The organism is Azospirillum soli, assembly GCF_017876165.1.
Taxonomy (GTDB): Bacteria; Pseudomonadota; Alphaproteobacteria; order Azospirillales; family Azospirillaceae; genus Azospirillum; species Azospirillum soli.
This window is the reverse complement of the sequence record NZ_JAGINQ010000020.1, coordinates 34,375-53,322: the sequence shown is the minus strand read 5'-3', so window position 1 is coordinate 53,322 and position 18,948 is coordinate 34,375. Positions and strand designations below refer to the sequence as shown.

Sequence of the window (18,948 nt, the reverse complement as noted above, 5' to 3'; positions counted from 1 at the left end):
ATGGTGGCGGACGTTCAAGAGGTCATGGAGACCAGCGACCGGAAAGCCGGCGGACACAGGCTGCCGGGGGCGGTGCTGATCCTGGCCGGCCTGCTGCTGTGTGCGGTCGGTTTCGGCATCCACACGCAGTTCCGCCAAGCGGAAAGCCAGGCCGAGGCCATTGCTCAGGAACGGGCCCGCGACCTGACCCGTCAGGCCGCGTCCCAGATCGACGCCCGCCTGCGCAAGCTGGAGGGTGTCGTTGCCAGCTTCGCCGATGAGATGTCGCGCGCCCGCCTCGACCGCGACGCCATTCTCGCGCGCATCGCCGATGAGACGGCCCGCAACCCGGACCTGTTCGGCTTCGGCATCGCCTTCCGCCCCAACGCCTTCGACCCCGCGCGGCGGCTGCTGGCTCCCTTCAGCGTGCGCGGGGCGGACGGCCGGCACACGCTGGTGGACATCGGCGCCCAGTACGACTACACGGCCCCGTCGGTCAGCTGGTACAACGGGCCGATGTCCAAGGGCCGCCAGTGGATCGAGCCCTATTTCGGTTCCGCCAGCAAGACTCTGGTCGCTACCCACGCCATGCCCTTCCGCCTGCCCGGCTCCACTTCGACTGAGCCGGACGGCATCGTCTTCGCCAACTTCAGCCTGGACGACATCAAGAACTTCGTCCGCTCACTGAACCTGGGCAACGCCGGCTACGGCTACATCCTGTCGCGCCAGGGCACCTACCTGTCCTTCCCCATCCCCGATTTCGTGACGCAGCAGCGCACCGTCCGCGCCGTCGCCGAGGAGCGCGGCGACCACGTCCTGCGCCAGGCCGCCGACGCGGTCGAGGCCGCGCGTCCGGCCATCCTCGACGCGACCAACCTGTCCACTGGGCAGGCATCCTGGTTCCTGTTCGAGCCCATCGCCGCCACCGGTTGGAGCATGGGCGCCACCGTCATCAAGGACGAGCTGCGCAGCGACCTGCGCGAGGCGCGCCGCGCCCACCTGACGGCGGCGGCCTGCATCCTGTCCGGTTTGGTCGTTCTGGGCGTCGGCGTCGCCCTGTTCCGCCGCCTGCACTTCCGCGGCTGGGTGTGGATGGCAGGCGTGGCAACCGTGCTGCTGCTCGGCGGCGTAGTGCTGACCCTGCGGCTCGCCACCGTTCTCCCGGACGGGGCCAAGGACACCGGCACCATCTTCAACGACCCGGCGGCGCTGGCCCGCTACACGGCCGTGCTGACCGCCGACGCGACCCGCCGCGAGGTCAAGCCGCCCGTCATCGTGCCGACCGGCGTCTACATCGAGACGCTGCGCTTCACCTCCGGCTCCGAAGTGTCGGTCACCGGTACGGTCTGGCAGAAGCGCCCGGCCGACCTGTCGGGGCGCAACGAGGCCGACATCGTCTTCGCCGACGCGGTATCCAGCCGCGTGGCCGAGGCGACCCGCCGCAAGACCGCCGATGGTGGCGAGGTCATCACCTGGCAGTTCGACGCCGTGCTGCGCCAGCGGCTGGAGCTTCAGAAGTTCCCCTGGGACCGCGCCGACGTGGCCGTCCGCCTGCGCCCGCGCGGCCTCAGCACCGAAGTGGCCTTCGTCCCCGACCTCGACTCTTACCGCGTGGTCGCGCCGACGGCCAAGGCGGCGGTCAACCAGAACCTGATCCTGCCGGGCTGGACGGTGGAGCGCAGCCTGTTCCGCATCCAGGAACAGCCGACCCTGACCTCCTTCGGCGCCGGCACCTCGCTGTACGACCGGGGTGCCGCGCAGATGGTGCTGGAGGTCGCCATGCGCCGCGATCCCACCGACCCGGCGGTGTCCGGCCTTGTCCCCATCGTCTTCCTGCTGGCCGCCGTCTTCGCCATCGCGGTGATGAGCAGCCACGACAAGGACCGCAACGACGCCTTCGGCCAAAAGCCCTTCGCGGTGGTCCTGTCCTCCTCGTCGCTCTGCTTCGTCACCACGGCCGGCCAGACCGTGCTGCGGTCGAAGGTGGCGACGGACGGGCTGGTCTATCTCGAATATTTCTACATGGCGCTGTACGTCATCATCGTCGCCAACGCGGTCAACGTGATCCTGCTGGCGCGCGGTCGCGGCGGCCCGCTGGTGACCTATGGGGACAACCTGATCGTCCGCCTCGGCTACTGGCCCTGCGTCATGGCGATCTTCTTCGCCTTCACGCTCTGGCGATTCTTCTGAGAACCCTTCTTTTTAAGGCGCAACAACCTCTCCAAATCGCCCCCACCCCGGTCCTTATCGCACGGAACCGGGGTGGGGACGCGATGTTGGGACGGGTGCCGCCGAACCGGGCGGCCTTGAGTTTCCAACAGGGGAGGAATCCCATGGCAGACTTTGAAAACCGGCGGGACGACCGCTGGCGCGCCGGACAGCGCCAGCGGCAACCCGGCTACGGCTACGAAGGCTATGGGCGCGAGGGCTACGACTACGGCCGCGAATACTGGCGCCAACCCGAGGACATGCGCGGTTCCGCCCAGGATTTCGGCCGTTTCAGCATGGGCCATCCCGGCAAGAGCGAACCACCCCCGCGCGGCGACATGGGCCGTGACATGGAGATGAGCGGCGGTCAGCATCGTGGACGCGGCCCGCGCGGCTACACCCGCTCCGACGACCGCATCCGCAAAGACGTCAACGACCTCCTGACCGACGATCCCTACATCGACGCCTCGGACATCGAGGTCACCGTGGCCAATTGCGAGGTCACGCTGTCCGGCATGGTCGATCACCGCGTGACCCGGCGCCGGGTCGAGGATCTCGTGGACAGCGTCCCCGGCGTGACCCACGTCCAGAACGACCTGCGCGTCGCCCAGCCGTCGGCCGGCATGGGTGGCGGCATGGGCGGCGGGGGCACCTCGGCGGGAGCTTCCGCCATGGCCGGCCTCGGCACGCAGAACGCCGGGACGACAGGCACGGGCGCCGCCGGCACCACGGGGACGCCGCAGCCCACCGCCACCAGCCGCCGCTGACGCACGTCCGGTGGCGGCCATCGCCCTTGCCAACAGGGGCAGCCGCCGCCACCATCCCGCCATGGACACGACGAGCGACCGGCTGGAAGCACGCCTGACCGACGACCCGGTGCACCGGGGCCAACTTGCCGCCCGGATCGAGGGGTTTGCCGCCCGGCACGCTCTGCCCGACACCCTCGCCGTCGCCCTCTCCCTGTGCCTTGACGAACTGATTGCCAACGCCATCACCCACGGCGGCGCCCGAAGCATCTGCGTCTCCGCCACCAAGGACGGCCTTGCCCTGCACGCTCGCATCGAAGACGACGGTATCGCCTTCGACCCCTTCTCCGACGCCCCGCCCCCACCCCTGCACACGCCCATCGACGAGCGCCCACCGGGCGGCCTTGGCGTCCTTCTCGTCCGCCGATCCGTCACCGATGCCCGTTATCGGCGCGAAAACGGCCGCAACGTCATTATCCTTCGGTGGGCTTGGTCTCGCGCGTGAGGACCCCGCCCGCCGCGACCGCGACCGCGACCGCGACCGCGACCGACGCTGGCGTCAGCCGCGCCCCTGCTCCAGCCTCGTCAGCGTGCGGGCCAACTCGGAGGCGTTGCGTGCGCCCATCTTCTCCAGGACGCGGGCGCGGTGGGTCTCCACCGTGCGAATCCCGATGTCCAGCTGGCGGGCGATGGTCTTGTTAGGAAGGCCTTGAGCCACCAGCACCATCACTTCGCGCTCGCGCGGGGTGAGCAGGGTCATCCGGTGGCGGATTTCCGCCGTCTCGACGCCAGCCTGCCGCTCGTTCCGGTCGCGTTCGCAGGCCTCATGCACCCGCTCGATCAGCAGGTCCTCGTCGAACGGCTTCTGTAGGAAGTCCACGGCGCCAGCCCGGAAGGCGCGGACGGCGGCGGGAACGTCGCCATGCCCGGTGATGACGATCACCGGCAGGGTCAGGCCGCGCCGGATCATCTCCTGCTGAAGCGTCAGCCCGTCCATGCCGGGCATGCGGATGTCGACCACCGCGCAGCCCGGCTGGTCGGGATCGGCGGCGGCCAGGAACTCGGCGGCCGAGGCGCAGGGGCGGACGGTCAGCCCGGCCAGTTCCAGGTGCAGCGTCAGCGCGTCGCGGACGGCCTCGTCGTCGTCGACGATGAAGATGACGGGAACGTCAGGCGTCATCGGAATCGGCCTCGGCTCCGTGGATGGGAATGGTGAAGCGGAACACCGTCTCCCCGTGGGGAAGGCGCTCGCTGGTCAGGGTGCCGCCGTGCCCCTCGACGATGCTGCGGGCGATGGACAGGCCCAGCCCCATGCCCGTGGCCTTGGTGGTGACGAAGGGCGCAAACAGGTTGCGCTCGACGACGCCCGACAGCCCCGGCCCGCTGTCGCGCACGCCGAGCGCGACGAAACCCGCCTCGGCCGCGGGGTGGGCGAAGACGACGATGCGGCGCCTGCGCGGGTCGGGCGCGTCCATCGCCTCGGCGGCGTTACGCACGAGGTTGAGGATCACCTGCTGCAACTGCACCGCGTCACCGCTGACGGCGGGCAGGCTGGGTGCCACCTCGGACTGGATGGACACCGAATGCTGCCCGGCGAGAGGGGCGGCCAGCGCCAGACAATCGGCGATCAGCCCGCCGACTGACAGCGGCGCGCGGTCGCTGCGCCCCTTGCGCATGAAGTCGCGCAGGCTGCGGATCACCCGGTCGGCCCGCTCCGCCTGGGCCACGGTCTTGTCGAGGATCTCGCTCAGCCGGGGCGAGGCCTCCTCCATCTTCGCGATCTTGCGGGCGGCGCGGGCGTAGCTCATGGCGGCGGCCAGCGGCTGGTTCAACTCGTGCGCCAGGGCCGCCGCCATCTCGCCGGCCTCGGTCAGGCGCGACGCGCGGGCGAGGTCCGACTGCCGCTCGCGGATCGCCGCCTCGACCCGGCGGCGCTCGCTGACCACCGCGCCCAGCAGCAGAGCGGTAACCGCCAGGGTCAGCATGAGAAGCTGGAAATGGGTGGTCCTGGCCGTCTCCACCCCGGTCACCTGGATGGCGACGATCAGCCCGGCCTGGGTCGCGGCAGAGGCCAGCGCCGCCCCCGCCAGCCCGTGCCTCACGGCCACCGCCACCGCCGGCAGGAACAGCAGGTAGAAGTGCTCGTACTGGGCCGAGGCGAGCGGTCCGAAATCCAGCCACAGCGTGAGGCCGATGAGCAGGCCGTACGCCGCCAGTTCGGCCACCCCCTTCCAGGATGCCCCCCTCCAGGAAGCATGGGGCACCGTGCCGCGCAGGGCGACCAGCACGACGGGCGTCAGCACCGTGATCCCGATGACCTCCCCGACCCAGTACCGCAACAAGGCTCCGCCGAAATCCGACCAGGGAAACAGGCCGATCAGCGTGTGGAGGGCGATGTAGCCCGTCCCCACCACCAGCGGCGTCATCGCCGCGCCGACGAGCAGCAGCACGATGTCGCGCAATCGGGAAAGCTGGTGATCGAGGCCAAGCCGCCGGCACAGCACCCAGGCCGCCCCGCCGTAGCCGGCGGCGAGAAGGCCGTTCGCCGCCACCGTCATCCACAGCGGCACAGGCAGGTCGCGCACCATCAGGTCGGCCGCCATCAATCCCAGCCAGGCCAGCGGCACGGCGCGCAGGCCGACGACGATCAGCATCCCCATCATCAGCCCGGCGGGCGGATTCCACGGGGTGATGTTGAGCGGCGGGACCTCGTGGATGAAGCTGACCCAGTCCAGGGCGAGGTGAGCGGCCAGATAGGCCGGCACGAGGGCCCAGAGGCCGTGGAAATCCTTCGGCATGTCCTCCCGTCCGAACGATGGCGTGGGCCGTCCATCGGCAGGACGGCGGGGATGATGGTAGCGCGTGACGCCGCCGTCCGCAGCCGTCCGGAACGCCTATCCGTGAGGATACGGACGCCCGGATGCGATGCGCGTCCGTATTAGCCGGCATAGACAGGGCCGGCGACCTCTTCCGATCATGTCCCGGAGATAAAAGCACGAATCCGGCACGCCCAACCGGGGCGGGGAGTACAGTCATGACGAGCCCTCGACGAATCCTGCTGGCCACCGACCTCGAACCGAAATCGGATCGGGCGATGGAGCGCGCGGTGCAGCTAACCCGCCAGTTCGGGGCCGAGTTGACCGCCCTGCACGTCGTCCATGACGGAGAGGGTCCGTACGTTCATCTGCCGCTCCACCACATCGAGGCGGAACTGCTTCGCCACCTGCACGCGATTCCCGGCGCCGCCGGCGTCACGATGCGGGCGGTCGCCGTGCAGGGCCGCGCGGTGGGGCAGCAGGTCGCCGGCTATGCCGGGCTGTGGCGGCCCGACCTCGTCGTGGCGGGCGTCCACGCGCGTGACAGCCTGGCGGACCTGTTCCTGCCGCCGACCATCGAACGGATCGCCATCGCCGACGAGACCCCCGTGCTGATCGTGCGCGACAAACCGCACGGTCCCTACGCCCGCGCCTTGGTTCCGGTCGATTTTTCCGAACGCTCGCGCGGCTCGGTGGAGGCCGCGCGCCGGCTGCTGAGCGACGGCAGCCTCCACCTGCTGCATGTGGCGGACCTTCCGCTCGCCCACCGCTCCCCGGCGGGGCTCGCCACGGTTGGGGATTTCACCCACGGGTTCGCTGACGAGTTCGCTGCCGAGTTCGGCGAGGTGCTGAGGGGAATGGCTCCCGGCGGTCCTGCCGTCACCCGCGAGGTGCGGATCGGTCATCCCGTTCCGGAGATCGTCCGGACGGCACGGCACGGGCGCTACGATCTGGTGGTGATGGGATCGGCGCGGCGCGACGGCCTGATGCGCGCGCTCCTGGGCAGCGTCACCCAGGACGTGCTCGCGGACCTGCCCTGCGATGCCCTGATTGCGGGCGATCTGGTCGAGGACCGCCGGTGTTGAGGGGCAGGACCGTGCCCCATTCCCTTGGGCGGGCGGCCCTGTGGCGGCCGGAACCCGTCGTGACCGGGAATGGATCGCCGAGCCAGCCCTTGCGGAACCATGTCCGCGACATAGACGTAGATCTGGCGGTCCTCGGCATGCACGGGCGCAACGCCATTCCTGAACCGATCGCCGGCAGCATCGTCAAGACGATCATGGACGATGCGCCGTGCGATGCCCCGGTCATCCAGGAACTGTTGGATGCCGATGCAAGAGCCTGAACGTCGGGCCGCCCAGTGCGCACCGCAGACAGCCCACCGCGAGGGAGATGGGGATGAGCATCCCTGAGCTTTTTTTGACGGCCAACGTCATCCTTGACGCCGAGCCGGGCAACAAGGCAGCCCTGCTCGACTTTTTGGCGGAGGAGGCCGGACAGCGGCTGGGGCTTCCCAAGCAGGAGGTCCTCGGCGCGCTTCAGGCGCGCGAGAAGATCGGCTCCACCGCGCTTGGCCGGGGCGTCGCGCTCCCTCACGCGGAGATCCGCGATGCCCAGGCTCCGGTCGTGTTGTTCGCGCGGCTCCGCCGGGCCGTCAACTTCGACGCCCGCGACGAGGAGCCCGTCGATCTCGTCTTCCTGGTGCTCTGGCCCTCCGAGACCCGCAAGGGCCTGCTGCCCGTCATGTCGGAAATCTGCCGCGCACTGCGCGAGCCGCAGGCGTTGCGCCGGCTGCGCACCGCGGAGACGCCCGAGGAGGTGGTCCGGCTCGTTCTCCAGGCCATCCCCCCTGAAGCGGCCCAGGACGGCGAATCGAGCGGAGAATGACCGCCGCACCGCCGAGAAGAAGTTCGGCCGAAAAGATACTTAATTGTAGAAGCACATGCCCGACGCCCTGCTGCTCCTGACCCTCGTCGGTCTTCCCTTCCTCGGCGCGATTGCCGCCGGGCTTCTGCCGACGCACGCGCGCAATGCCGCGGCGTGGCTGGCCGGCGTGATCGCCCTCGTCGGGTTAGGTCTGTTGTTGGCCGCCTATCCGACGGTGGCGGCGGGCGGCGTGCTCCGTCACGAGGTCGCGTGGATGCCGTCCCTCGGGCTCAACTTTTCCCTGAGGATGGACGGCTTCGCCTGGCTGTTCGCTGGGATGGTGTCCGGCGTCGGCGTGCTCGTGATCGTCTACGCGCGGTATTACATGTCGGCGGACGATCCGGTGCCGCGCTTCTTCGCTTTCCTGCTCGCCTTCATGGGCTCGATGACGGGCGTGGTCATCGCCGGCAACCTGATCCAGCTCGCCTTCTTCTGGGAACTGACCAGCCTCTTTTCCTTCCTGCTGATCGGTTATTGGCATCACTTGGCCGCCGCGCGCGACGGCGCGCGCATGGCGCTGACCATCACCGCGACCGGCGGGCTGTGCCTGTTCGCGGGCGTGCTGGTGCTCGGCCACATCGTCGGCAGCTACGACCTCGACGCCGTGCTGGCCTCGGGCGAGACGATTCGGGCTCATTCCCTCTACCTGCCGGCGCTGGTCCTCATCCTTCTGGGCGCCCTGACCAAGAGCGCGCAGTTCCCCTTCCATTTCTGGCTGCCGCACGCCATGGCGGCGCCCACGCCGGTTTCCGCCTACCTGCATTCGGCGACGCTGGTGAAGGCGGGGGTCTTCCTGATGGCGCGTCTCTGGCCGGTGATGGCCGGGACCGAGGCGTGGTTCTGGATCGTCGGCACGGCCGGCATCGTCACACTGCTGATCGGCGCCTACATCGCGATCTTCCAGCACGACCTGAAGGGCTTGCTGGCCTATTCGACCATCAGCCATCTCGGGCTGATCACGCTTCTGCTCGGCCTGAACAGCTCGCTGGCCATGGTTGCGGCGATCTTTCACATCATCAACCACGCGACGTTCAAGGCGTCGCTGTTCATGGCCGCCGGCATCATCGACCACGAGACCGGCACGCGCGACATCCGTCGTCTGTCCGGCCTGAACCGCTTCATGCCCTTCACCGCGCGGCTGGCCATGGTCGCCGCCGCCGCGATGGCGGGCGTGCCGCTGCTCAACGGATTCCTGTCCAAGGAGATGTTCTTCGCCGAGGCGCTGTCGGCCGAGGGGCCGCTGCCGCTGCTCCTCGACATCCTTCCGGTGGCGGCCACGGTGGCGAGCGCCTTCAGCGTGGCGTACTCGCTGCGCTTCATCCACGGCACCTTCTTCGGCCCCGACCCGGTGGACCTGCCGCTCACGCCGCACGAGCCGCCGACCTGGATGCGCTTCCCGGTGGAGATCCTGGTGCTGACCTGCATCATCGTCGGCCTCCTCCCGGCGGCCACCGTGGGGCCGTTCCTGGACATGGCAGCGCACGCGGCTCTGGGTGCTGCCACGCCGGACTACAGCCTCGCGGTCTGGCACGGCTTCAATCTTCCGCTGCTGATGAGCGTGATCGCCCTGATCGCCGGCGTCTCGCTCTATCTCCTGCTCCAGCGGCATCTGATAAAGGGCGTCGAAGGGGCACCGCTGATCGGCGGCCTACAGGGCCAGCGCATGTTCGAACGGAGCATGGTCTTTCTGTCCTGGCGCCTGGCACGAACCCTTGAGGGCCTGTTCGGCACCCGGCGCCTGCAACCCCAGTTGCGGCTGGTGGTGAGCGTGGCGGTTGTCGCCGCGGGCTGGACCGTTTATCTGCGCGGGCTCGGCCCCGGTAACCTCGCCCCCGCCGGCATCGATCCCGTTCTTGCGCTGATCTGGGTGATCGGCGCGGCCTGCGCTCTCGGCGCCGCGACGCAGGCCAAGTATCACCGGCTCGTCGCGCTGATCCTGCTTGGCGGCACAGGGCTGGTCACCTGCGTGACCTTCGTCTGGTTCTCGGCCCCCGACCTCGCCTTGACGCAGTTGCTGGTCGAGGTCGTCACCACCATCCTGCTTCTGCTCGGGCTGCGCTGGCTGCCCAAGCGGCTGGACGTGCCCGGCGCCCGCCCGCCGGAAGTGATCACCGCGACGCGCCGCCTGCGCGATCTCGGCATCGCGATCACCGCCGGCGTCGGCATGGCGGGGCTGGCTTTCGGCGTGATGACCCGGTTCCCACCTGAAATCCTGGCGGAGCATTTTCTGGAGCGCGCCTACACGGAAGGCGGCGGCACCAACGTCGTCAATGTCATCCTGGTCGATTTCCGCGGCTTCGACACGCTGGGCGAGATTGCCGTCCTGGGCGCGGTGGCGCTGACCGCCTATGCGCTGTTGCGGCGCTTCCGTCCGGCCCCCGACAGCGTCGACATCCCGGAGCAGCAGCGCGACCAGAGCGCCTACGACATCTCGCGGCCGGGCCGGCGGGAAGGCGACACCGTTGCCGACTGGCTGCTGATCCCGTCCGTGATCGCGCGGCTGCTGTTTCCGGTGATTTGTCTGGTTGCGGTGTACCTTCTGTTGCGCGGCCATGATCTGCCCGGCGGCGGGTTCGCGGCGGGCCTGACCGCGTCGATTGCCATGATCCTGCAATACATGCTCGGCGGCACCCAGTGGGTGGAGGCGCGCCTGCGCGTGCTGCCGCTGCGCTGGATGGGTCTCGGGCTCCTGCTGGCCACGGGCACCGGCTTGGCTGCTTGGGCGTTCGGCTACCCCTTCCTGACGAGCTACTTCACCTATGTGGAGCTGCCGCTCATCGGCTCCTTTCCGATGGCGAGCGCCTTGGCCTTCGACATCGGCGTCTTCGCGCTGGTCGTCGGCGCCACGATGCTGATGCTGATCGCGCTCGCCCGCCAGTCCGTGCGCGGTCACCGCGCCGCAGCACCTCGTCCGTCGGAAGAACCGCCCGCCCCAACCACGGCACCCGCCGCGACGGCGATGGGAGACGACTGATGGAACTCATCCTCGCCCTTGGAATCGGCGTGCTGACGGGATCGGGCGTGTGGCTGCTGCTGCGCCCCCGGACCTTCCAGGTGATCGTCGGCCTGTCGCTGCTTTCCTACGCCGTCAACCTGTTCATCTTTTCGACCGGCGGTCTCCGGACGGGCGCCGCGCCCGTGCTTGAGCGCGGGGCGGTGGGCCACCTCGCCACCCACGCCGATCCGGTTCCTCAGGCGCTGGTCCTCACCGCCATCGTCATCAGCTTCGCCACCACGGCCCTGTTCCTCGTCGTGCTGCTCGCGGCGCGCGGCCTGACGGGGACGGACCATGTGGATGGCCGGGAGAAGGACCGATGAGCGGCTGGACGAACCATCTGATGATTGCGCCGATCATCATCCCGCTCGTGGTCGGGGCGGCGATGATGCTGATCGACGAGCGGCGGCGCACGCTCAAGGCCGCCCTCGGTGTCGCGTCTACTCTGGTGCTGCTCGTCCTCGCGATCGTGCTTCTGCGGATGGCCGACGGCATGCCTTTGGATGGTGGCGCCGTCACCGTGCGCGTGTACCGGCTGGGTGACTGGCCGTCGCTTTTCGGCATCGTGCTGGTGCTGGATCGGCTCGCCGCGCTCATGCTGCTGCTGACCGCCATTCTCGGCTGTGCCGCGCTGGTGTTCTCGCTGGCGCGTTGGCAGCACGCCGGGGCGCATTTCCATTCGCTGTTCCAGTTCCAGCTGATGGGGCTCAACGGCGCCTTCCTGACCGGCGATCTCTTCAACCTGTTCGTCTTCTTCGAGATCATGCTGGCCGCCTCGTACGGCTTGGCCCTGCACGGCTCCGGCCTCGCCCGTGTCCGGGCCGGGCTGCATTATCTCGTGATCAACCTCGCCGCCTCCCTGCTCTTCCTGATCGGGGTGAGCATGATTTACGGCGTCGCCGGCACGCTCAACATGGCCGAACTGGCGAACCGGATCGCCGTCATCGCCAGCGAGGACCGGGCGTTGGTGGAGGCGGGGGCGGCGATCCTGGGCATCGCCTTCCTGATCAAGGCTGGGATGTGGCCCCTCGGCTTCTGGCTGCCGAACACCTACGCCACCGTCAGCGCCGCGTCGGCGGCCATCATCTCGATCCTCAGCAAGGTCGGCATCTACGCCGTGCTGCGGCTGTGGCTGCTGATGTTCGGTGAGAGCGGCGGGGCTTCGGCAGGCTTCGGCGGCGTCTGGCTGCTGGCCGGCGGGCTCCTGACCATCGCCTTCGGTTCCGTGGCGGTGCTGGCGACGCAGAGCATGGCGCGGCTCGCGGGCGCGAGCGTGCTGGTCTCCTCCGGCACGCTGCTGGCGGCCGTGGGGGCGGGGCAAAGCGCGGTAATCGGGGGCGCGCTGTTCTATCTGACCAGTTCGGTCCTGGCGATCGCCGGCTTCTTCCTGCTGATCGAGCTGGTGGAACGCGGCCGGGAGGTCGGCGCCGACGTGCTGGCCGTGACGCGGGAGGCGTTCGGCGAGGACGAGGAACTGGACGAGGACGACGAGGTCGGCGTTCCCATTCCGGCGACGATGGCGGTTCTCGGGGCAAGCTTCATCGCCTGCGCCCTTCTCCTGGCGGGGCTGCCGCCGCTGTCCGGCTTCCTGGCCAAGTTCGCCATGCTGGGGCCCCTGCTGTCTCCCGGCGGCACCGGAGTGTCCACGACGGCTTGGGCGCTGCTGGCCGCGTTGATCCTGTCCGGGTTGGCGACGGTCATCGCCATGACCCGCACCGGCATCGACGTCTTCTGGGCGTCACCGGTGGACACCGTCCCGCGCGTGCGCGTCGTCGAACTCGCACCGGTCATCCTGCTGCTGACGCTGTGCGTGGCGCTCTCCGTCCAGGCCGGCCCCGTGATGCGTTACATGGAGGCCACGGCCCGGTCGATGCAGGCGCCGCACGGCTACATCGGCGGCGTATCGCCGACGCCCTGGCCGTCGGCGACGGTGGAAGGAGGCGATCGATGACGCGTTGGCTGCCATTTCCCCTCCTGACCGCAACGCTGCTGGCCGTGTGGCTGATCCTGAACGAGAGCGTGTCTCCGGGGACGATCATCCTGGGCAGCGTGCTGTCGGTCGGCGCGGTCCGGGTGCTGTTGGCGCTTGATCCGCCGGCGGGCCGCTTCCGGCGACCGCTGGTGGCGCTGAAGCTCGCGCTGGTGGTTCTGGGCGACATCGTCCGGTCCAACAACGCGGTTGCCCGGATCATCCTGCATCCGGGGACCAAGAATCGGACATCGGGTTTCGTGCGCATCCCACTCGATATACGCGCGCCCTATGGCTTGGCGGCACTCTCCTGCATCATCACGGCCACGCCCGGCACGATCTGGGTGGAGTATGATTCCGCCAAGAACACCGTGCTTCTCCACATCCTCGACCTGGTTGACGAGAAGGTGTGGATCGAAACCATCAAGCAACGTTACGAGAAGCGCCTGATCGAGGTGTTCGAATGATCACGGAACTGCTGGTCTGGTCCATCTTCCTGGCGCAGATCCTGCTCGTCCTCGCCATGGGCTGTGCGGTGTTCCGCATCCTGCGGGGGCCACGGGCGCAGGATCGGGTGCTCGGGCTCGACACCCTGTACGTCAACGCCACGATGCTGCTGCTGATCTTCGGCATCCGCACGACGAGCACGCTGTATTTCGAAGCGGCTCTGATCATCGCCCTGCTCGGGTTCGTCTCGACGGCGGCGATCGCGAAATTCCTCATGCGCGGAGAGGTAATCGAATGACACAGGTGTTCGGATGACGCACTTGGCCGAACTCCCGTCGTGGGCGGCGCTGCTGACGGCCTTGCTCCTTCTGCTCGGCGCCGCTCTGGCGTTGATCGGTTCGTTCGGGCTGCTGCGGTTCGGCAGTTTCTACGAACGGATCCACGCCCCGACGCTGGGGTCTACGCTGGGCATCGGCTTCGTGCTGATCGCGTCGATGCTCTTCTTCTCCGTGCTGCAATCACGTCCGGTGCTGCATGAGGTGCTGATCACGGCGCTGATGGTGGTCACAACGCCGATCACCCTTATGCTTCTGGCGCGCGCGGCGCTGTATCGCGACCGCAGCGAAGGCAACGACGACGTGCCGCCTTCGGCGTGAGGCTCCTCATGGACGCACCCGGTGGGCCACCTTGAACCGCGCCGGGTGTGTCGATGTGCCGTTCACGCCGTCGGACGGCCATCCCCGGTTCGGTCACGCCCGGCCGACGGGGCCGGCGGGCTTCCCGATGGCCGGGGCACGAAGAGCGTTCGCGACGGTGTAGAGGCCGCTGACCGCGAACACGGTGAGGACCGCGCCGAAGCCCAGGACGGCGAGAGCCAGCGCGGCGAGCAGAAGGGTTTCCATGATCGTCTCCGGTGAATGTCGTTCCGAAGACGCTAATCCCGCCGGCCCGGCCCACCCTTGAGCCAGGTCAAAGGCCGCTCGATGTCACAGCGCGGCTCCGCCACGACGTTGAACGTAACGGCGTCCTCTCAGCCCCGCTGGCTGCGGGTCAGGCCGATGCGGATGGCGTCGCCCCGGTTGCGGGCGCCGATCTTGGTGAAGACGTTGCGCAGGTGAATCTTGACCGTCACCTCCGAAATGCCGAGCCTAGCGGCGATCTCCTTGTTCTTGCTGCCGGCGAGCAGCGCGTCGAACACTTCCGCCTCGCGAGCGGTCAGATCGTCGGTGGCGGGCGTCAGGTCACCGTCAGGCTCCGGGGCGAGGTCGTCGCCGTAGTCCACCATCAGCGATTTGGGGATGTAGCGCTGACCGCGCAGAATGCTTTCCAGCGCCCGCATCAACTCCCCTCCGCGCAGCGTCTTCGGGATGAAGCCGGCGCAGCCGGTGCGGAGCGCCGCGCGGATGTCGGCGCGGTTGGTACTGCCCGACATGATGGCGACGGGCACGCTGGGCATCTCCTCCATCATCCGGGTCAGGCCGGACAATCCCTGCATTCCCGGCATGTGCAGGTCGAGCAGGATCAGGTCGAAGGACGGGGGAGCCAGGGCACGCGCGCGGGCCTGGGCAAAATTCGCGACAATCTCCACCTGCACCCCGTCGCTGGCGCGTTCGAGGTAGAATTTCGCCATCTCGGCGAACAGGTCATGATCGTCGGCCAACAGAATGCGCATCTCGTGCCTTCGCACGGGGGTGGTCCCGCACACTAAGCCGAGTGCATTAAAATTGTGTTGCCGTGCTCAGCCTTCGCCCATCACGCCTCACCCAGCATCTTCATGGACTGTTCCAGCACCACGGTTGCCTGCCCGATCCTGTCCAGCACACGGCCCGACAGCGCCGGGATGACGGCCGAACGCCGCCGCCGGCACGCGCGTTCCAGCTCTCCGGCGGCCTCGGCCAGCGCATCCAGGCCGAAGGAGCCGGCCATGGCCTGCATCTCGTGCGCTTGGCGAAAGATGGCGTCACGCTCCCCACCCTGGCGGAACGCCTCGGCGCGCTTGGGCAATTCGCGCAGGAACACGCCGATCAGGTGGGCGGCGCCGTCGCGGCCGACGACCTCCACCAGCTCGTCCACCGCGATCCGGTGCGCGGCCTCGGTCCATTCCGGCGCGTAACGCCTTGGGGTCGCCATGATCAGGCCGCGGCGTCGATGGGCTGGAGACCGTTGGTCAGCGTGTCGAACACCCGCCGGAAGGCTGGGGAGGCCGCGCTGTCCTCTTCAAAGCGAAGGTGGAGGCGGTTGCCATCCACGACCATGACGAAGCAGGCCAGCTCGGCCGTGTGGCGGTCCAGGCGCAGCATGGCCTGGGCGCCTTCCGGCACCGCTTCGGCGCACAGCACCATGGCGCCGCCGAGCGACAGGTTGCTGAGGGTCACGGGCTGCCGCGTTCCATTGACGGTCAGCGTGCCGGCCTCGTCCACGCGGAAGCGCGGCAGACGGCGCCGGTCGGCGTCGCCGGTGGAGGTGCGCACGACGCGGACCAGCACGCGGCGCAGCGCCTCGATGCTCTGCGCGACCTCACCCGAGCCTTCCTTGACGTGGGCGGCCTGGGTCCCGGTGATCTCCGCCTCCTGCGACACCGCGGCGATGCGGTTGGACACCTCCTGCGCGGCGGAGGAGGTCTCGATGACGTTGCGGCTGATCTCCTGGGTGGCGGCGGCCTGTTCCTCCATGGCGGCGGCGATGGAGCCGGCGATCTGGTCGATCTCGCCGATGGTCGCGCCAATCTCCTCCACCGCCCCGACCGCCTGGGTGGTGACGGCCTGGATCTCGGCGATCTGGCGGGTGATCTCCTCGGTCGAGCGGGCGGTCTGGTTGGCGAGGTTCTTGACCTCCTGCGCGACGACGGCGAAGCCCTTGCCCGCCTCGCCCGCGCGGGCCGCCTCGATGGTCGCGTTCAGCGCCAGCAGGTTGGTCTGGCCGGCGATGTCCTGGATCAGGTTGACCACCTCGCCGATGCGGCCGACCGCCTCGGACAGCGAACGGATGGTCGTCTGGGTGCTCTGGCCGTTTTCCACGGCGCGGCGGGTGACCGCGCTGGAATGGGCGACCTGGGAGGAAATCTCGCGGATCGAGGCGGCCAGCTGCTCGCTGGCGGCAGCGACGGTCTGCGCGTTGGACAGGGCCTGATCGGCGGCGGCGGCGACGGTCTGTGCGTTGATGCTGACCCGCTCGGCCGAAACGGACATGCCCTCGGCGTCCTGCACCATGCTGCCGGTGTTGCGGGCCACGCCTTCCACGGCGCGGCCGGCCTCGCGCTCGACGGTGGCGGCCATGTTCTCCAGCGCGGCGCGGCGATCCACGGCGGCCTGCCGGTCGCGTTCCACCCGCTCCTGCACCGAATAGGCGATCTTGGCCTTCAGCGCGCGCAACAGCGAGGTCACGCGCTGGAATTCCGGAGTCGCGGGCATCTCGATCTCGTGCAGCACGTCACCGCGCGCGATGGCGTCGAAATGCACCTCGAAACGGGCCAGAGGACGGCGCACGGTGGCGATCAGCAGCCAGCCGAAGAAAACCGCCGCCAGCACGCTGCCCAGCACGACGGCGATGGATTGGACGACCCGCGCGCGGTAGTCGGCCTCTGCCGCGGTGACCGCCTCGCCGGCGAGGCGGATCTGCATCGCCAGCAGAGCCTGGTTGGCGGCGTGCGCCGCCTGGAACTGCGGCACCAGCATGGTGCGGTGGAGCCGCTCCAGAGCCAGGGCGTCGCCGTCCTGGGCCATCTTCAGCGCCGGCTCCAGCCCATCGCGCACGAAGGTGGCGCGCAGGTCGCCGAAGCGCTGCGCCAGCCCCCTTTCCTCCGCCGTCAACTCGGTCGCGAGATACTTGTCCCACAACTGCGCCACCTGGGCGATGTTGTTCCGGACCTTGGCCGCACGGCCGTCGATGGTGGCGCGGTCGGTGCCGTCGCGCAGGTCGATGACCAGCAGGGTCGCCTGCTGAAGGTTGTCCTGCATGCGGTCCACGATGTCGCCCAACTGGCCGGCGGTGACCGTCCGGTTCTCGTACACGTCGCGCAGCGCGTTCTTGGAACCGGCCATGCCGGACAGGCCCAGCCAGCCGACCAGCGCCATCATCAGGATCAGCAGGCCGAACACGGCGGACAGCCGGCCGGTGACGCTGTTGCGGATGTCGGTCAGACGCGGCCCGAGGCCGGTTGGCACGGCGGCGCCTTCGCGGATGCGCAGGCCAGCGGCCTGCTTGTTGCGGAAGCGCGCGTAGACCTGCTCCGCCGCCGCGATCTGCGCGCGCGAGGGCTTGGAGCGGATCGAGACGTAGCCGGTGACCTTCCCGTCCTCGACCAGAGGCGTCACGTTGGCGCGGACCCAGTAGAAGCCGCCGGACTTGGTCCTGTTCTTCACCAGCCCTTCCCACGGGCGCCCCGACTTGATCGTGGCCCAAAGGTCGGCGAAGGCCTCCTCCGGCATGTGCGGGTGGCGCACGATGTTGTGCGGCGCACCGATCAGCTCCGCCTCGGAATAGCCGCTGATGGTGACGAAGGCGTTGTTCACGAAGGTGATGCGCCCGCCCGTGTCGGTGCGGGAGACCAGCAGCTCGCCATCGGACAGTTCGGTCTCTCGGTCGTTGACCGGCTCGTTCAATCGCATCGCTCCGCACCTTCCATGAACCACAGGATTGCTCGTATACTCAGCGTTGTCACGGATTGGACCCATACAAAAGGGTTAATCCACACCGTGCTGAAAGGTCACAGGCCGGCCGCATAGCCGCCGATCGCCTTCAGGGCTTCGGCGGTCCGTCCGCGCAGGGTCACGGCCAGGGAGTCGGCTTCGGCGGCGTTGCCGTCGCGCAGGGCGTGTTCGATGGCCTCGGCGTGGCGTGCCAGGGCGTTCAGCCCGAAGGTGGCCGAGGTGGACTTGACGTCGTGTGCCGCCAGCCGTCCGGCGTCAGCATCGCCCCGCGCGCAGGCGATGCACACCCGCTCCACCCGCTCGGCGGTGTCGACGACGTACATGCGGATGAGGTCCGCCAGGGTATCCACCCCAATTTCCTTCACCAGGGTGTCGGGAAAGGTTCGGTCGAACAGGCCTTTCGGGGCCGGCGCCGGGTGCGCCAGGGCGCCATCGGCCGAACGGCGGGCGTGGCGGGCCAGCGCAGCGTCGAGTTCCCTGGGAACGATGGGCTTGCGCACGTAGCCGTCCATGCCCGCCGCGAAGCAGCGTTCGTCGTCGCCCGGCATGGCGTTGGCGGTCATGGCGACGATGGGCACCCGGCCCGCCTCCCCGCCCAGCCGGCGGATGGCCCTGGTGGCTTCCAGCCCGTCCATGCCGGGCATCTGCATGTCCATCAGCACCACGTCGAACCGCCGGGCGCGCGCGGCCTCGACCGCGAGCCGGCCATCGGCGGCGATGGTCACGTCATGCCCCCAGCGGGACAGCAGACCCACGGCCACCTTCTGGTTCACCACGTTGTCCTCGGCCAGGAGAATCGACAGCGGCCCCACGTCGATGATTGGCGCGACCCTCACCCCGACCGTTCTCGCCACGTCGCCCACCGGGCAGGCGATCTCGAACCAGAAGGTGCTGCCCTGGCTAGGGACGCTGTCCACGCCGATGTGGCCGCCCATCAGCTCCACCAACTTCCGGCAGATGACCAGACCGAGCCCCGTGCCCCCGAAACGGCGGGAGATTGAGGCGTCCGCCTGGGTGAAAGCCTCGAACAGCCGGTCCCGCGCGCTTTCGGAGATGCCGATGCCGGTGTCGCTGACCGTGAAGCGCAGCCGGTCGCCGCCGGACGGACGGACGGCCACGCGGATCGTGCCGCCTTGCGTGAACTTGATTGCGTTTCCGATGAGGTTGAGCAAAATCTGGCGCAGCCGGCTGGCGCAGCCGGCTGGCGTCGCCG

General features: G+C 68.9%; 19 protein-coding genes. 12 read left to right on the top strand and 7 right to left on the bottom strand.

Translation table 11 applies throughout. The features are described 5' to 3' along the window. The 3 genes from J2852_RS24560 (at position 1) to J2852_RS24550 (ending at position 3,438) form a co-directional block, all read left to right on the top strand. Complete coding sequence (locus J2852_RS24560) at positions 1–2,169, top strand: PDC sensor domain-containing protein (protein ID WP_209880781.1); 2,169 nt, start codon at positions 1–3, stop codon at positions 2,167–2,169. Between the two features lie 143 nt (positions 2,170–2,312). Then, entirely contained in the window at positions 2,313–2,954 is a 642-nt protein-coding gene (locus J2852_RS24555) for a BON domain-containing protein (protein ID WP_246499952.1), read from the top strand. A gap of 10 nt (positions 2,955–2,964) precedes the next feature. Then, on the top strand, positions 2,965–3,438 hold the full coding sequence (locus J2852_RS24550) for an ATP-binding protein (protein ID WP_209880779.1): 474 nt from the start codon (positions 2,965–2,967) through the stop codon (positions 3,436–3,438). A 54-nt stretch (positions 3,439–3,492) separates the two neighbouring features. Here the strand turns inward: J2852_RS24550 and J2852_RS24545 are convergent, their stop codons facing one another. Next, positions 3,493–4,113 (bottom strand): response regulator transcription factor, encoded by a 621-nt coding sequence (locus tag J2852_RS24545; protein WP_209880777.1) that lies wholly within the window; start codon positions 4,111–4,113, stop codon positions 3,493–3,495. After that, positions 4,103–5,731 carry an MASE1 domain-containing protein gene (locus J2852_RS24540; protein ID WP_209880775.1) on the bottom strand — a complete coding sequence of 543 codons (1,629 nt, stop codon included), beginning with the start codon at positions 5,729–5,731 and terminating at the stop codon, positions 4,103–4,105. The genes J2852_RS24545 and J2852_RS24540 overlap by 11 nt, the downstream gene beginning before the upstream one ends. Before the next feature lie 236 nt (positions 5,732–5,967). Here J2852_RS24540 and J2852_RS24535 point away from each other — a divergent pair, with 236 nt between their 5' ends. From J2852_RS24535 to mnhG, 9 genes are read left to right on the top strand one after another with little or no spacing between them, the layout of a single operon-like run. Beyond that, positions 5,968–6,834: a universal stress protein gene (locus J2852_RS24535; RefSeq protein WP_209880773.1), complete on the top strand. Its 867-nt coding sequence runs from the start codon at positions 5,968–5,970 to the stop codon at positions 6,832–6,834. Beyond that, positions 6,828–7,094 (top strand): universal stress protein, encoded by a 267-nt coding sequence (locus J2852_RS32125; RefSeq protein ID WP_343206812.1) that lies wholly within the window; start codon positions 6,828–6,830, stop codon positions 7,092–7,094. Before J2852_RS24535 ends, J2852_RS32125 begins: the two co-directional genes overlap by 7 nt. Positions 7,095–7,147: 53 nt before the next feature. Then, positions 7,148–7,636 (top strand): PTS sugar transporter subunit IIA, encoded by a 489-nt coding sequence (locus J2852_RS24525; protein ID WP_209880770.1) that lies wholly within the window; start codon positions 7,148–7,150, stop codon positions 7,634–7,636. Between the two features lie 55 nt (positions 7,637–7,691). Continuing rightward, the gene (locus J2852_RS24520; RefSeq protein WP_209880768.1) at positions 7,692–10,649 is read left to right on the top strand and encodes a monovalent cation/H+ antiporter subunit A; all 2,958 of its coding nucleotides are present in this window, start codon (positions 7,692–7,694) and stop codon (positions 10,647–10,649) included. Continuing rightward, a complete protein-coding gene (locus tag J2852_RS24515) occupies positions 10,649–10,993 on the top strand; it encodes a Na+/H+ antiporter subunit C (RefSeq protein ID WP_209880767.1) in 345 nt (114 codons plus the stop codon). The genes J2852_RS24520 and J2852_RS24515 overlap by 1 nt, the downstream gene beginning before the upstream one ends. After that, a complete protein-coding gene (locus tag J2852_RS24510; RefSeq protein ID WP_209880766.1) occupies positions 10,990–12,621 on the top strand; it encodes a monovalent cation/H+ antiporter subunit D in 1,632 nt (543 codons plus the stop codon). Before J2852_RS24515 ends, J2852_RS24510 begins: the two co-directional genes overlap by 4 nt. Further along, positions 12,618–13,106 (top strand): Na+/H+ antiporter subunit E, encoded by a 489-nt coding sequence (locus J2852_RS24505; RefSeq protein ID WP_209880765.1) that lies wholly within the window; start codon positions 12,618–12,620, stop codon positions 13,104–13,106. Before J2852_RS24510 ends, J2852_RS24505 begins: the two co-directional genes overlap by 4 nt. Then, entirely contained in the window at positions 13,103–13,384 is a 282-nt protein-coding gene (locus J2852_RS24500; RefSeq protein ID WP_209880764.1) for a K+/H+ antiporter subunit F, read from the top strand. Before J2852_RS24505 ends, J2852_RS24500 begins: the two co-directional genes overlap by 4 nt. A gap of 13 nt (positions 13,385–13,397) precedes the next feature. After that, positions 13,398–13,742, top strand: a complete 345-nt coding sequence (gene mnhG / locus J2852_RS24495) for a monovalent cation/H(+) antiporter subunit G (protein ID WP_209880763.1) — start codon at positions 13,398–13,400, stop codon at positions 13,740–13,742. Between the two features lie 93 nt (positions 13,743–13,835). Here mnhG and J2852_RS24490 read toward each other — a convergent pair whose 3' ends face one another. The 5 genes from J2852_RS24490 to J2852_RS24470 all read right to left on the bottom strand — a co-directional run bounded on the left by J2852_RS24490 (position 13,836) and on the right by J2852_RS24470 (position 18,907). Then, on the bottom strand, positions 13,836–13,988 hold the full coding sequence (locus J2852_RS24490; protein WP_209880762.1) for a hypothetical protein: 153 nt from the start codon (positions 13,986–13,988) through the stop codon (positions 13,836–13,838). A gap of 128 nt (positions 13,989–14,116) precedes the next feature. After that, a complete protein-coding gene (locus J2852_RS24485) occupies positions 14,117–14,758 on the bottom strand; it encodes a response regulator transcription factor (RefSeq protein WP_209880760.1) in 642 nt (213 codons plus the stop codon). A gap of 80 nt (positions 14,759–14,838) precedes the next feature. Further along, entirely contained in the window at positions 14,839–15,216 is a 378-nt protein-coding gene (locus J2852_RS24480) for an Hpt domain-containing protein (RefSeq protein ID WP_209880758.1), read from the bottom strand. Between the two features lie 2 nt (positions 15,217–15,218). After that, entirely contained in the window at positions 15,219–17,693 is a 2,475-nt protein-coding gene (locus J2852_RS24475) for a methyl-accepting chemotaxis protein (protein WP_209880756.1), read from the bottom strand. Between the two features lie 98 nt (positions 17,694–17,791). Continuing rightward, entirely contained in the window at positions 17,792–18,907 is a 1,116-nt protein-coding gene (locus J2852_RS24470) for an ATP-binding protein (protein WP_209880754.1), read from the bottom strand. Between the last annotated feature and the right edge of the window lie 41 nt (positions 18,908–18,948).